Below are 13,928 nucleotides of genomic sequence, written 5' to 3'. Positions count from 1 at the left end.
GGAGATACTCGTATGCGTAAGATCATCAAATCCGCCATGTTCGGGCTGGGCTTGGCGCTAACCGCCCCAGCCGTGGCAGCCGGCGGGGCGAAGCCCGTGGCGGTCCTCTACAAGAACCCGCAATGCGATTGCTGCGAGACGTACGCCAAATATCTCCGCGTCCACGGCTATGAGGTGAAGGTCCAAGCCACCCACGACCTGCCGCTCATCAAAAAGAAGCACGGGATCCCCACCGCCCTCGAAGGCTGCCACACCACCTTGGTAGGCGGCTACGTCGTCGAGGGCCATGTTCCCGTGAAAAGCTTGAACAAGCTTCTCGCGCAACGGCCCAAGATCACTGGCATCTCGCTGCCCGGCATGCCGACCGGCTCCCCTGGGATGATGGGCCCGAAGACCAAGCCATTCAAAGTCTTCGCCTTCAACAAGGCGGGCCGGTCAGCCGTCTACTCGGTTGAATAGGGCGGACCTACTCGCGGCCTCTCGGCTCCGGGGCTCTGCGGACCGTCACCCACGACGTTCAGCAACCCCGGGGCAAGCGGGGCCCGCTACTCAGAAGAATGCCGTCACGGAGAGACGATGCTGACGCTCGACACCAAGAACTTTCGGGAGGGGCCGGAGCGCTACGCGGTCCCTGCTGATCGCTCCTTCATCTTCGCTACGGGCATCGAGAACAGCTATCCGACGATCCGGGGGCGCGACGGCGCCACAGTCCGTGTCGACCAGATGGCCAAGAGCGGCCACTACGACCGGTGGCGGGAGGACTTCGGGCTCGTCCGAGAGCTCGACATCGAATATCTGCGCTATGGTCCCCCATATCACCTGACCCACCTAGGGCCGGGTCGCTATGACTGGTCGTTCGCCGACGAGACGTTCGCCGAGTTGAGGCGGCTCGGCATCACCCCGATCGTCGACCTCTGTCACTTCGGTGTGCCGGACTGGATTGGCGACTTCCAGAACAAGGAATGGCCTGAACTCTTCGCCGAGTATGCGGCAGCCTTTGCTGCCCGCTTCCCCTGGGTCAGGCTCTATACCCCGGTGAACGAAATCTTTATCGCCGCGACCTTCTCGGCGCAGATCGGATGGTGGAACGAGCGATTGGCATCCGACGCCGCTTTCGTGACCGCACTCAGGAACCTCGTCAAAGCAAACCTCCTAGCCGAAGGAGCCATCCTGCGGACGCGGCAGCAGACTGGAACGCTCTTCATCCAGAGCGAGTCCACCGAATACTTCCACGCAGAGTGCCCGGCCGCCGAGGAGCGGGCCAGCTTCTACAATGAGAAGAGGTTCCTCTCGCTGGACCTCTGCTACGGTCACGACGTCAGCGCCAGGATGTACCGCTATCTGACCGACAGCGGTCTCGCCCCGCAGGAATATGACTGGTTCATGCACTGGGGGCAGCGGATCAAGCCCCACTGCATCATGGGGAACGACTACTATCTTACGAACGAGCACATGGTGCCGGCCCAAGAGGACGGTCCGATCACGGCCTCAGGCGAGATCTTCGGCTATTACGTCATCACCAAACAGTATTTTGATCGCTTCCACCTTCCCGTCATGCACACCGAGACGAACCTCGCCGATGCGGAGCGGGCGCCCGGCTGGCTCGCCAAGGAATGGGCGAACATGGTCCAGCTGCGGCGCGATGGCGTGCCGATCATCGGCTTCACATGGTACAGCCTGACGGATCAGATCGACTGGGACACCGCTCTTCGCGAAGAGAACGGCAACGTGAACCCGCTCGGTCTCTTCGACCTCGACCGCCGCATCCGCCCAGTCGGAGAAGCCTACCGAAAACTGGTCTCCCAGTGGCGAGGCATGCTGCCCGCCGAGAGCATCTGTCTGCACCATGGCTGACTCGATCTCGCCGCTTAGCGCCGTAGCGCCTATCCCTTTGCAGGAGAAACCAGTGACCATCCACCACGGCATCATCGATGCTATCGGCAACACGCCTCTGATCAGGCTCGACCGCGTTTCGGAGCTCACGGGCTGCGAAATCTTGGGCAAAGCCGAGTTCATGAACCCCGGCCAGTCCGTAAAGGACAGGGCCGCCTTATTCATCATCCGCGACGCGGAGCGTAGCGGAAAGCTCCGGCCGGGCGGCATTATAGTCGAAGGAACGGCCGGCAACACCGGCATCGGCTTAACCCTCGTTGCCAATGCGCTCGGCTACCGCACCGTTATCGTCATCCCCGAAACGCAGAGCCAGGAGAAAAAGGACATGCTCCGCCTCTCCGGCGCACATCTCGTTGAGGTGCCGGCAGTGCCGTACCGCAACGAGAACAACTACGTGCATGTGTCGGCCCGCTTGGCTGCCGAGCTGGCGGAGCTCAGCCCGAACGGCGCGGTTTGGGCGAACCAGTTCGACAATGTCGCCAATCGGCAAGCTCACGTCGAGACCACCGGACCAGAAATCTGGCAGCAGACCGGCGGCAAGGTAGACGGTTTCGTCAGCGCCGTCGGCACGGGCGGCACTCTTGCCGGCGTCAGCATCGCTCTCAAAGAGCGGAACCCGCACATCGCCATCGCACTAGCTGACCCACCCGGCGCTGCCCTCTTCAGCTACTATACGAGCGGAGAACTTCGGTCCGAAGGATCGTCCATCACAGAAGGAATCGGTCAGGGCCGGGTGACTGCTAACCTTGACGGCTTCACGCCCGATTTCTCGTTCCACATAGCGGACGACGAAGCCATCCCTATGGTCTTCGACCTCCTGGAGCACGAGGGTCTCTGTGTCGGCCCCTCTTCTGGCGTCAATGTCGCCGGCGCGGCGCGGCTCGCGGGGCAGCTCGGACCCGGCCACACGATCGTGACCGTCCTCTGCGACTACGGCACTCGGTATCAGTCCAAGCTCTTCAATCCAGACTTCCTGCGTTCGAAGGGCCTGCCCGTGCCCCAGTGGATCGAGGGTTCCAATCCGCTCGTCCACCAAGCCCTGAGCCGGTGCTGGGCACCGCAAGCGGCGCCGCCAGCGCTTTGAGCATCGTCCCTCCAGATTGATCCCCTTCCCCCTCCCTCTCAACAACCAAGGAGACACAACATGACCATCCAGCTCGGCGACATCGCCCCCGACTTCGAAGCTGACACCACAGAGGGCCGGATCCGCTTTCATGATTGGATCGAAGGCTCCTGGGCGGTCCTCTTCTCTCACCCGAAGGACTTCACTCCGGTCTGCACCACTGAGCTTGGCGCGGTGGCCAAGCTCAAGCCCGAATTCGATCGCCGAGGCACGAAGGTGATCGGGCTCTCCGTTGATCCCGTCGATGATCACCGGGCCTGGGCGGGTGACATCGAGGAGACGCAAGGGACTGCGCTCAACTTCCCGCTTATCGCTGATCCTGAGCGTAAGATCGCCGGCCTTTATGGAATGATCCACCCGAACGCCAACGACACGCTGACGGTCCGGTCGGTCTATGTCATCGGCCCTGACAAGAAGCTGAAGCTCACCCTCACCTACCCGGCGAGCACCGGCCGCAACTTCGAAGAGATCCTCCGCGTCATCGACTCGCTGCAGCTCACCGCCAATCACAGCGTCGCGACGCCGGCCGACTGGAAGAGCGGCGAGGACGTCATCATTGTCCCCTCGCTCAGCGATGAGCAGGCGCGGGAGAAGTTCCCCGGAGGCTGGAAGACGCTGAAACCATATCTGCGCGTCGTGCCCGAGCCGCAGAAGGCGGGATGATATCCGCTCAAGGGGAGACGGATTGAAGGAATGAAAAGCAGGCGAAGTGGCGGGGGAAGTCGAGCGTACCGCACGGCCTGCGATAATATAGCCGAGCGAGCTGAGCCGCCCAGTGACTGCTCACGGACAGGCGCCGCAAGGCGTCCTGGTCGTGCCGCCCGGCGGGTGTTTCCTAAATGCCCACACCCGTCGGGCGCGTCTCTGGTCGTGAGCTCGCGCAGGCTTGCAACCGTTCCCCGCGCCCCCTTCCTTCTGACCCGGAACCATTCAAGCCGAGCCGTCGATTCGCTCGTCAGCCAAACACCCCGATCTCGGCTTGACCTTGCCACGGTGGGAAGGAGTAAAGCCATCCTCCCGGTTTTGCCGTGGGATGTCGTTACAACCAATCTCAGGAGATCCTCGTGAACATCGGCCAGGCCTCAGCCGCTTCGGGCGTCTCAACGAAGATGATCCGCTACTATGAGCGGACCGGCCTCATCAAATCCGCCGATCGATCCGCAGCGGGCTACCGCGTCTACACCAAGAGCGACGTTCACACGCTCCAGTTCATCCGTCGCGCACGCGACCTCGGCTTCTCCGTGGCACAAATCGAAGATCTCCTGACCCTCTGGAACAACCGAGAGCGGGCAAGCCACGACGTCAAGGTACTCGCCATGGAGCATGTCGAGCAGCTCTGCGCCAAAGTAGCGGAGATGGAGGCGATGATCGCCACGCTGAAGCACCTCGCTGAGAACTGCACCGACGACGATCGGCCCGATTGCCCAATCCTCAAGGATCTCGCTGAGGGCCGCCACGGGGAATGCGCCTCGCCGCCCGAAAATCGCTTCGGCGTAGCAAGGGTCGGGTGAGCGCCAGCCATGCTCTTCCGCCAGCTCTATGAACCCGAGTCCTCCACCTATACGTACCTCATCGGGTGCGAGGAAACCGGAGAATGCGTCCTTATCGATCCAGTGCTGGAGGCGGCGGAGCGCGACCTGACGGTCGTCCAAGAGCTGGACCTCCGCTTGGCAATGACGATCGAGACCCACATCCATGCTGACCACGTCAGCTCCGCCGCTCGCTTGCGCTCACTTACCGGCTGCAAAGTCGCCTATCCCGCCATGGAGGGCCTCGCCTGTGCGGATATCGGCATCAAAGAAGGAGAGCCGGTCGCTGTGGGGAGCCTATCGCTACGGCCGCTCTTCACACCAGGGCACACCGACACACATCATAGCTACCTGCTCGAGCAGGGCGGTCAGGCACGGGTCTTTACGGGCGACGCCCTGCTCATCGACGGGTGCGGTCGCACGGACTTCCAGAATGGCAGCGCGGACATCCTTCGGCGGCCGAACGCATCCGAGAGCGGGCCATGCAGGAGCATCATGAAACCGAAGGCCGCGAGATAGGCACTAAGGGTTTGCTGGATCTCTGCCTGGCTTGCCCCCATCGCCATCATCTGGATGGCCGGCTCATCTCGGCCGGGAAGGTGATCATCGCCACCGGCACGCGGCCTGCTGTCCCAGCTATTCCAGGCGTGGCGCAGGTGCCGTACCTTACGAGCACCACGGCCCTTGAGCTTGAGGAGCTTCCCAAGTCCTTGCTCGTGCTTGGAGGCGGCTATGTCGGGGTCGAGCTCGCGCAAACCCTGGCGCGTGCTGGCGTGAAGGTGACGCTGATATTCCGATCACGCCTTCTGCCCGAGGCAGAGCCGGAGATCGGGGCGGCGTTGGAGGGCTACTTAGAGGCCGAGGGGGTCCAGATCGCCAGCGGCGTCTCATACCAGGCTATTCGCCACGTGCACGGCCGCATCGAGCTCGACGTGGAGCATGCTGGTCGCAGCGTGACCTTGGCGGCGGAGCAGGTGCTGGTCACGACTGGCCGGGCACCCAATGTCGAGGGGCTCGGGCTCGCAGAGCTCGGTATTGAGACAACCCCGAACGGCGGCATCAAGGTCGACGATCGGCTCCGGACCACACGCGCTGGCTTCTACGCTGCCGGCGATGTCACTGGACGCGACCAGTTCGTCTACATGGCTGCCTACGGAGCAAAGCTCGCGGCGAAGAACGCCCTTAACGGTGACAGTCTGGTTTATAGCAACCGCGCAATGCCTGCTGTCGTTTTTTCAGACCCTCAGGTTGGCAGCGTCGGGCTCACCGAAGCTCAGGCCCGCGCCGCCGGGTTCCAGGTCAGGACGTCCATCGTCACGCTCGACCACGTTCCACGCGCTCTTGCGGCAAGGGATACGCGGGGGCTGATCAAGCTGGTTGCCGATGGCCGAACCAGAGAGCTTCTCGGAGCACACATCCTCGCGCCTGAGGGCGCCGACAGCATCCAGACTGCGGCCATCGCCATCCGGTGCGGCCTCACGATCGACGATCTGGCGGAATCGATCTTTCCCTACCTTACGACGGTGGAGGGGCTGAAGCTCGCTGCGCAGACTTTCGACAAGGATGTCAGCAAGCTCTCCTGCTGCGCCGGGTGAACCAAAAAAACAGCTTGAACCTGGAGTTGCTACAGGTGGTAGCTCCTGAGCTTGCATGAACAAGAGGTAGGTTGATCGTGTTGAAAATCCCTGATGCCAAGCGGTCCGTTACCGCCGCCGCTCCCGGCCGCCGGACTTGGATCGCCGTCGGCGGAGGTGTTCTTGGCGCTGTGGGCGCTGCCTCCTGCTGCATCGCGCCTCTTCTGCTGTTCTCGCTTGGAATAAGCGGGGCCTGGATCGGCAGTCTCACGGCGCTCGCGCCTTACCAGCCGCTCTTCGTCGGCTTGGCAGCCGTCGCCCTCATTTTCGGGTTCATTCGGGTTTACGCGCGCCCTCAGGCCGATTGTGAGGAAGGCAGCTACTGCGCCAAGCCGGCCTCTAAACGGCTTCTGAAGATTGCGCTGTGGGCCACAACCCTCCTCGTTCTGGCAGCGATAAGCTTCCCGTACGTTGCCGTCTATTTCTTGTGAGTTTGAGTAGGAGCCTATCCATGAAGTTCATCAAAGCAGCGGTTATCGCGACCTTGGCCGCGACGAGTGTTCCCGCCCTCGCGGCAGTCCGCACCGTCACGCTGGCCGTTGATAACATGACATGCGTCACCTGCGTCCCGATGGTGAAGAAGAGTCTCAGCCAAATTCGCGGCGTGAAGCGTGTGGCAGTCTCGGTCGAGGCCAAGACAGCCACTGTCGTTTACGACGACAAGGCAACGAACGTGGCTGAGCTCGTGAAGGCGACCACGAACGCTGGATACCCCTCGCGATTGAAGCGCTCAGCAAGTCAGCAACGACGCGCTCGTTGATCAGCCGAGGCAGGAGGAATCCGTGATGGGGACCCAGCAAAGCTCTGGCAACGAGGTTGATCCGGCCGACACGACCGACTTCGCCGCCAAGCCGCCGATGGGCACGGTCATAGCGTTGCTGAGCGGCTTTCACTTCCTCTGCTGCGGCATACCCATCATGGTGGCTTCGGGAGTGTCTCTAAACAGCCTAATGCCGTCTTCGAATGTGGTGGGAGCCCTCACGGCCCTGTCAGCATCGGCCGGACTCATCTGGCATCTGAGGAGACGCTGCGCTTCCTGCGTTCCGTCGGAAGCAGTGACATCGGGTCCACACCACCGACAGGACACTGCAGCTCCCGCTCACCGAGGCCCATCAGCCGGTTTCGAGGTGTGACCAAGTCATACGACCTCATCGTGATCGGCAGCGGCACAGCCGCCATGGTCGCGGCCAACCGAATGGCGGCTGCAGGGAAGAAGGTTGCAGTGGCCGACTACCGGCCATTCGGCGGCACCTGTGCCCTGCGAGGTTGCGATCCGAAGAAGATGCTGATTACGGGTGCGCAGGTCATGGACGACATCCGCCGCATGCGCGGGCACGGTGTCGCGGCGGACGGCGCGCACATCGAGTGGCGCGACCTCATGGAGTTCAAGCGCACCTTCACGGGGCCCGTCCCGGGCAAACAGCTGAAGAACTACGCCGCAAAAGGCGTCGACACCTACCACGAGCATGCCCGCTTCGCAGGACCGAACAGTCTCGAACTTGAGCGTAGCGGCATCATCGAGGCGACGAACGTTCTGATCGCGGCTGGAGCGCGCCCGGTCCCCCTCGGCTTTCCTGGGGAGGAGCACCTGATGGACAATGAGGGGTTCCTTGAGCTCGACGAGCTGCCCGCCCGCATCGTCATGGTCGGCGGCGGCTATATCGCATCAGAGTTCTCCCACATCGCTGCGCGTGCCGGTGCCAAAGTGACGGTCCTTCAGCGCGGCAAGCGCATCCTCTCTCAGTTCGACGGAGATCTCGTGGGCTGGCTCATGGAAGCCTTCGACGCCGCCGGGATCGAAGTCCGGACCGGCCACTCAGTGGAAGCCGTCGAGAAGACCGATGAAGGATATATCATACGTGTCCGCTCTGCTGACGGAGGGACAGCGGCGGTCCATGCTGATCTGGTCGTCCACGCCGCCGGTCGCATCCCGGATTTGGACTCTCTCGGGCTTGAAGCGGCCGGAGTTGAACGGGACCAGTGCGGGCGCCTGAAGCTCAACGAGCATCTACAGAGCGTTTCCAATCCAGCTGTCTATGCCGCCGGCGATGCTGCGGCACAAGGGCCGCCACTGACCCCAGTCTCCAGCCACGATGCCAAGGTCGTTGTTGCCAATCTGCTCGAGGGCAACACGTATTGTCCCGATTATCGCGCCATCCCAAGCGTTGCCTTCACAATTCCACCTATCGCATCGGTCGGGCTCAGCGAGGAGGAGGCGCGTTCCAAGGGGTTCAAGTTCAGCCTGAAGTCTGAGCAAGCCTCGACCTGGTACACGGCCAGACGCGTCGCCGAGAGCGTCTATGGCTTCAAAGTGATGGTCGAGGAGGGCTCGAAGCTCATCCTGGGAGCCCATCTCGTCGGTCCTCATGTCGATGAGGTCATCAATGTCTTTGGACTCGCGATGCGCCATGGACTGACGGCGGATGACATCAAAAGCACCATGTTTGCGTATCCCACGGGCGCGTCGGACATCGGATACATGGTCTGACAGCGGTGATCCTGCTGCGACTGTTCGTTCCTCGGGCTCCTGCAGGGATGGCCCTCCGGCACTAGTGCTCAAGGAAGCCTAAGGCTCTCTCCTACCCGGACACAAAGAAGGCGCCACAGACATGCTGCGGCGCCCTCCACGCTTCGACAAGGTATCTTAGCGCTTCGTCGTGGACGCAGCGGGCTTGTCGCCCATCTCCTTCATCATCTTCTCGCAGCGGTCCATCATCTTGGCCATGTCCGCGTGGTTCATCATCATGCCACCCTGCCCTTTCTGGTCCCCACCGGACATCATCTGACGGTGCTGCTCAGCGGTCATGCCCGGCGTAGACCCGCCCGACTGCTGGGCCATCGCCGTGGTCGCGAGGCCCAGTGTGGCGGCAATTGCGATGGCTGCTACTTTCATGGTCTTCATCTCTATTCTCCTCGTTGCGTTCACGACGTTCGGAGGCGCAGGCACCTCCGTGAGCCTTAGATCCGCGTCATCTTCGTCACGGTGTAAGAGCCTTCACCCTCGAAACAGAACTTGACCCGCTGACCAGCCCGAACCTTGCCGAGCCCGCCCTTGTTGAGCTTGAACGTCATGGTCATGGCCGGCCACTTCTTGGCCGCGATTGGATCGTGTGCGATTGTGATGGTGCCCTTCGCAGCATCGACGGCCTTCACCACGCCGGTGGCGTGTGTGACCTTCTCAGAAGCAGCACCATCGCCGGCCATCATCTGCTTGTGCTGCTCTGCCGTCATCTGACCATGCCCCTCATGCTGAGCGAACGCAGCACTGCTGAAGCTGAGCGCGGCAGCGGCGCCGAGGGCGAGAAACTTGATACTCTTCACGTTTGATACTCCTGTGATCCAGGCGAGTGGTGATCCACCAGCCAAGTTGTCGGTAAATCGGCTGGCGGATTAGTTGGTTGAACTCTTATCGGCAGGCACCCACACCCGGACAGGGGGACGGAGCGGCGCTCTCGGGCCAGGCGCCTGCCTCGGGTCCGGGCGCCAGGCCCACTTGCCCTCGGCTGAAGTCTTCCTGGTGCTCTGAAGGCCCGTGGCGGAGGCGCGCTTGTCCTTTTTCGCCATCATCTCCTCGCAGCGCTCCATCATCGCCATCATCCGGCGGTGCATATCGGGATCGGACATCCACTGCCCCCGCCCGGTTGCCCCACCGGCCGACATCATTTGCTGATGCTCTTCGGCGCTCATCCCGCCCTGCACGCTCCCCGCCTGTGCGAAGGCAGGGGCGCTGAAGCCAAGAGCAGCCAGCGTGCCCGCCGCGATCGTGATAAACTTCTTCATGGTCAGTGTTCCTTTCCTGAAGGTGTGGTCAGCCTAAGTTCGCGTTCCGCGCCCTGGCTTAGCTCTTCGCGGTTCCGCCGTGCTTGAAGAGGCACATGCCGCACATGGCGAGGCAGGGAAGCGCATAGAGAAGCGGCGCGATCGCCGCGAAGCCGAACACCGCTGAGCCTGTGACCAAGCCGAGCACGAGCAAGGCCACTGCCGCGAACATCAGCCACTTCATGCGGCCGCCCTTCTGGCCCGTCTCACAGCAGCCCTGCCTCGTCTCCGATGCCTTCGCATCGGCGACCGGAACGAGCGCGGTGGAGGTCTGCGTCGTCATGCTCGAAACCCTTCTTCCTATCTCACAGATCGAAAGATGCGGCTTCCCATCGTGGGAAGGTCAATAGGGGTTTCGAAGAATTTTTTGCGAGCTGAGAACCGTCGTCACTTGCTGCGCCGGCGGTGAATCGTTGCAGTGCAGAGTTATCGAACTCATCGCTGACTGGAGCGAACGCTAAGAGCCCTGCTAATGGAATGCCTTGCGCCTGCCGGTGAACCGCGCCGGGTTTGTCGGAGGCCCCAACTCCTGAGAGGAAGGGGCTATGACGAGCAAGACGACGAACAAGTTCTCACCTGAGGTACGCGCCCGGGCGGTGCGGATGGTGCTGGACCACGAGAAGGATCACCCGTCGCGCTGGGCGGCTGTGGTGTCGATCGCGGCGAAGATCGGGTGCGCGGGCCAGACGCTGCACGAGTGGGTGAAGAAGGCCGAGGTCGACAGCGGCACGCGCGCCGGGGTGCCGAGCGACGTCGCCGACCGGATGAAGGCGCTGGAGCGGGAGAACCGCGAACTGCGCCAGGCCAACGAGATCCTGCGCAAGGCGTCCGCATATTTTGCGATGGCGGAGCTCGACCGCCGAGCGAGGTGATGGTGTCGTTCATCGACGCGCATCGCAAGGTGTACGGGGTCGAGCCGATCTGCCGGGTTCTGCCGATCGCCCCGTCGACCTATCATGCTCACACAGCCAGAAGGATTGAGCCGACCAAGAGGTCGGCTCGGGCTCGGCGTGATGATGCGCTTGGGCCGGAGGTGCGCCGCGTATTCGAGGAGAACTTCCGCGTCTACGGCGTGCGCAAGGTCTGGCGGCAGCTGCGGCGCGAAGGGCTCGACGTCGCCCGCTGCACCGTTGCCCGCCTGATGCGGGCGATGGGCCTGGCCGGCGTGATCCGCGGCAAGCCGGTCCGCACCACCATCAGCGACAGAGCAGCGCCATGCCCGCTCGACCGGGTGAACCGGCAGTTCCGTGCGCCGGCGCCGAACAGGCTCTGGGTATCGGACTTCACCTACGTCGCAACCTGGGCGGGGTTCGTCTACGTGGCGTTCGTCATCGACACCTACGCTCGCCGGATCGTTGGCTGGCGAGCCAGCAGGACGACGCATGCCAGCTTCGTCCTGGATGCGCTCGAGCAGGCGCTCCATGACCGCCGACCGGTTCATCGCGGTGGCCTGGTCCATCATAGCGACCGCGGGTCGCAATACGTATCGATCAAGTACACCGAGCGCCTGGCCGAGGCCGGGATCGAGCCCTCGGTCGGCAGCGTCGGCGACAGCTATGACAACGCTTTGGCCGAGACGATCAACGGCCTCTACAAGGCCGAGGTGATCCACCGGCGCGGGCCGTGGCGCAACTTCGAAGCAGTCGAGTACGCTACCCTTGAGTGGGTGGACTGGTTCAACCATCGCCGGCTGCTCGAACCCATCGGCAACATCCCGCCTGCCGAAGCCGAGGAGCAATACTATGCTGCCGCGGACATCATCGATATGGCAGCGTGACTCACATCCAACGGCCTCCGGCAAACCCGGCGCGGTTCACAGCGACGGCAAGGAGCAGTTCGACCAGGTGATGACCGCGGTGCGCGCCAGCCCCGAGCTGGTCGCGTTGGGGAAGGACGGACGCGACCAGGAGCGGTTCACGTCGCGCGACATGATCGCGGTGGAGGCCCGGCTCGAGCGCAGCGCCGGCGCGCTGGCGGCGCGCGACGGTCACGGCATCGCCGATCGCCAGCGTGACGCCGCGATCGGCGCGGCCCAGGGCAGGGGGCTCGTCTTGTCGGCCGAGCAGCGCGACGCCCTCGACCATATCACCGGCCGCAAGGGGCTGGCGTCGGTCGTCGGCTACGCCGGCAGCGGCAAATCCGCGATGTTGGGCGTCGCGCGCGAGGCTTGGGAGCGGCAGGGCTACCAGGTGCGCGGTGCGGCCTTGTCGGGGATCGCGGCCGAGAACCTTGAGGGCGGGTCCGGCATCCAGTCCCGCACCCTCGCCAGCCTTGAGCACGCATGGGGGCAGGGGCGCGAGCAGCTAGGCCCGCGTGACGTGCTGGTGGTGGACGAGGCGGGCATGATCGGCTCGCGCCAGATGGAGCGGGTGTTGAGCCAGGCGCGTGACGCCGGGGCCAAGGTCGTGATGATCGGCGACCCCGAGCAGTTACAGGCGATCGAGGCGGGCGCGGCGTTCCGCAGCGTCACCGAGCGGCACGGCGCGGCCGAGATCACCGAGATTCGCCGGCAGCGCGAGGATTGGCAGCGCGACGCCACCCGCGCGCTGGCGACCGGGCGCACCGGCGAGGCGATCCACGCCTATGACGGCAAGGGCATGGTCCACGCGGCCGACACGCGCGAGCAGGCGCGGGGCGAGCTGGTCGATGGCTGGGATCGGCAGCGCCAGGCCGAACCGGGCAAATCCCGCATCATCCTCACCCACACCAACGCCGAGGTCCGCGAGCTGAACGAGGAAGCGCGCGGCCGACTTCGCGCGACCGGCGACCTTGGCGACGACGTGACGTTCAGCGCCGACCGGGGGACGCGCGCGTTCGCGCGCGGCGACCGCCTGATGTTCCTGCGGAACGAGCGGTCGCTAGGGGTGAAGAACGGCACGCTTGGCACGATCGAGCAGGTATCGGCCGAGGGGATGAAGGTTCGGCTCGACAGCGGCGCGCGGGTCGCGTTCGACGCAAAGGACTATGCCGCGGTCGATCACGGCTACGCCGCCACTTTCCATAAGGCGCAGGGCGTGACCGTCGATCACGCCCACGTCCTCGCCACCCCCGGCATGGACCGCCACAGCGCCTATGTCGGCATGTCGCGGCATCGTGATGACGTGCAGCTCCATTACGGGCGCGACGACTTCGCCGACCAGCGCCAGCTCGTCCGCGCCATGTCGCGCGACCGGGGCAAGGACATGGCCGGCGACTATGCGCGGCCCGAGCAGGACCAGGCCCGTGCGTTCGCCGATCGGCGCGAGATCCGGTTCCCGGAACTCGCGCGTCAGGTGGCGGAGAAGGTGCGCGACAAGGCCAGGGGCATGTTCGCCGGGTTCCGGCCGAAACCGACGTCGGAAAAAACGACGTCGCCGGAGCGCATCGCGGCCGATCGGCCGCTGGCGCCCTCGCAGGCCCGTGCGATCGAACGCTATGGGCGCGCCGCGGCCGATATAGGCCGGATGCGGGAGAAGGGGTTGCCGGTGCTGGCGCACCAGGAACAGGCGCTGGCGAAGGCGGGCGACGCGCTCGACCAGGTGCGACCGAATGGCGCGCGCGACCTCGCCAGCGCGATCGAGCGCGACCCCCAGCTCGCACGCGCCGCGGCCGAAGGGAACACGGGCGGCGCGGCGAAGGCGATGGAGGTAGAGCGCCAGGTCCGTATCGACCCGGAGAAGCGTGCGGGGCGCTTCGTGGAGCAGTGGCAGGACATGAAGGCGGCGCGGGCCAGTATGGAGCGCGCCGGCGACCGCGCGGGCGCGGAGAAGCTCGGCAAGCGCATGGAGAGCATCGCGGGCGGGTTGCATCGCGACCCGCAGCTCGAATCCGCCTTGAAGCGGCACGCGCCCGAGCTGGCGTTGAACATGGAGCGGGGCCGGTCGATCGGGCAGGAGCTGGCGCAGTCGGTCGGACAAGGCCGCGACCGCGATCGTGGCATGAGCCGGTAAG

14 protein-coding genes, 2 pseudogenes and 1 other annotated feature are annotated in these 13,928 nt (G+C 64.1%); of the genes and pseudogenes, 12 read left to right on the top strand and 4 right to left on the bottom strand.

Annotated features, from left to right (window positions below; genetic code table 11):
• Positions 1-12 precede the first annotated feature (12 nt).
• From U0025_RS24210 to U0025_RS24165, 10 genes and pseudogenes are all read left to right on the top strand, one after another.
• Positions 13-459 carry a DUF411 domain-containing protein gene (locus U0025_RS24210; protein ID WP_004212984.1) on the top strand — a complete coding sequence of 149 codons (447 nt, stop codon included), beginning with the start codon at positions 13-15 and terminating at the stop codon, positions 457-459.
• A 117-nt stretch (positions 460-576) separates the two neighbouring features.
• A complete protein-coding gene (locus tag U0025_RS24205; protein WP_004212983.1) occupies positions 577-1,854 on the top strand; it encodes a family 1 glycosylhydrolase in 1,278 nt (425 codons plus the stop codon).
• Positions 1,855-1,906: 52 nt separating this feature from the next.
• Complete coding sequence (locus tag U0025_RS24200; protein WP_004212982.1) at positions 1,907-2,977, top strand: cysteine synthase A; 1,071 nt, start codon at positions 1,907-1,909, stop codon at positions 2,975-2,977.
• A 60-nt stretch (positions 2,978-3,037) separates the two neighbouring features.
• Positions 3,038-3,679 (top strand): peroxiredoxin, encoded by a 642-nt coding sequence (locus U0025_RS24195; protein WP_004212981.1) that lies wholly within the window; start codon positions 3,038-3,040, stop codon positions 3,677-3,679.
• A gap of 401 nt (positions 3,680-4,080) precedes the next feature.
• Entirely contained in the window at positions 4,081-4,527 is a 447-nt protein-coding gene (cueR, locus tag U0025_RS24190; protein ID WP_004212980.1) for a Cu(I)-responsive transcriptional regulator, read from the top strand.
• Between the two features lie 9 nt (positions 4,528-4,536).
• Positions 4,537-4,998, top strand: a pseudogene (locus U0025_RS24185) (MBL fold metallo-hydrolase); the annotation flags it as partial.
• Between the two features lie 29 nt (positions 4,999-5,027).
• Positions 5,028-6,140: a dihydrolipoyl dehydrogenase family protein gene (locus U0025_RS24180; protein WP_004212978.1), complete on the top strand. Its 1,113-nt coding sequence runs from the start codon at positions 5,028-5,030 to the stop codon at positions 6,138-6,140.
• A gap of 77 nt (positions 6,141-6,217) precedes the next feature.
• On the top strand, positions 6,218-6,610 hold the full coding sequence (locus U0025_RS24175; RefSeq protein WP_004212977.1) for a mercuric transporter MerT family protein: 393 nt from the start codon (positions 6,218-6,220) through the stop codon (positions 6,608-6,610).
• 20 nt (positions 6,611-6,630) lie between these two features.
• Entirely contained in the window at positions 6,631-6,939 is a 309-nt protein-coding gene (locus U0025_RS24170; protein ID WP_004212976.1) for a cation transporter, read from the top strand.
• Between the two features lie 369 nt (positions 6,940-7,308).
• The gene (locus U0025_RS24165) at positions 7,309-8,667 is read left to right on the top strand and encodes a dihydrolipoyl dehydrogenase family protein (protein WP_004212975.1); all 1,359 of its coding nucleotides are present in this window, start codon (positions 7,309-7,311) and stop codon (positions 8,665-8,667) included.
• 156 nt (positions 8,668-8,823) lie between these two features.
• On the opposite strand, the gene U0025_RS24160 is transcribed toward U0025_RS24165, so the two are convergent.
• The 4 genes from U0025_RS24160 to U0025_RS24145 form a co-directional block, all read right to left on the bottom strand.
• On the bottom strand, positions 8,824-9,081 hold the full coding sequence (locus U0025_RS24160) for a hypothetical protein (protein WP_004212974.1): 258 nt from the start codon (positions 9,079-9,081) through the stop codon (positions 8,824-8,826).
• A gap of 56 nt (positions 9,082-9,137) precedes the next feature.
• Positions 9,138-9,500, bottom strand: coding sequence for a copper-binding protein (locus tag U0025_RS24155; protein WP_004212973.1), 363 nt, complete (start codon positions 9,498-9,500; stop codon positions 9,138-9,140).
• Between the two features lie 69 nt (positions 9,501-9,569).
• Positions 9,570-9,959: a hypothetical protein gene (locus tag U0025_RS24150; protein ID WP_004212972.1), complete on the bottom strand. Its 390-nt coding sequence runs from the start codon at positions 9,957-9,959 to the stop codon at positions 9,570-9,572.
• 58 nt (positions 9,960-10,017) lie between these two features.
• Complete coding sequence (locus U0025_RS24145) at positions 10,018-10,281, bottom strand: hypothetical protein (protein ID WP_004212971.1); 264 nt, start codon at positions 10,279-10,281, stop codon at positions 10,018-10,020.
• Positions 10,282-10,543: 262 nt separating this feature from the next.
• Here U0025_RS24145 and U0025_RS24140 point away from each other — a divergent pair.
• Positions 10,544-11,775 (top strand): IS3 family transposase gene (locus tag U0025_RS24140; RefSeq protein ID WP_086010598.1). Its coding sequence is split into 2 segments (ribosomal slippage): positions 10,544-10,835 and positions 10,835-11,775, totalling 1,233 coding nucleotides; the frame shifts between segments, so codons are not numbered across the junction.
• Positions 10,828-10,944: a sequence feature (AL1L pseudoknot), on the top strand. It overlaps the preceding gene by 117 nt.
• A 37-nt stretch (positions 11,776-11,812) precedes the next feature.
• Positions 11,813-13,927 (top strand): annotated as a pseudogene (gene traA, locus U0025_RS24135) (Ti-type conjugative transfer relaxase TraA); the annotation flags it as partial.
• Position 13,928: the final 1 nt, after the last annotated feature.

This window comes from Sphingobium yanoikuyae (genome assembly GCF_034424525.1).
GTDB classification, from domain to species: Bacteria; Pseudomonadota; Alphaproteobacteria; order Sphingomonadales; family Sphingomonadaceae; genus Sphingobium; species Sphingobium yanoikuyae.
This window is presented reverse-complemented; position numbering and strand designations above follow the sequence as displayed.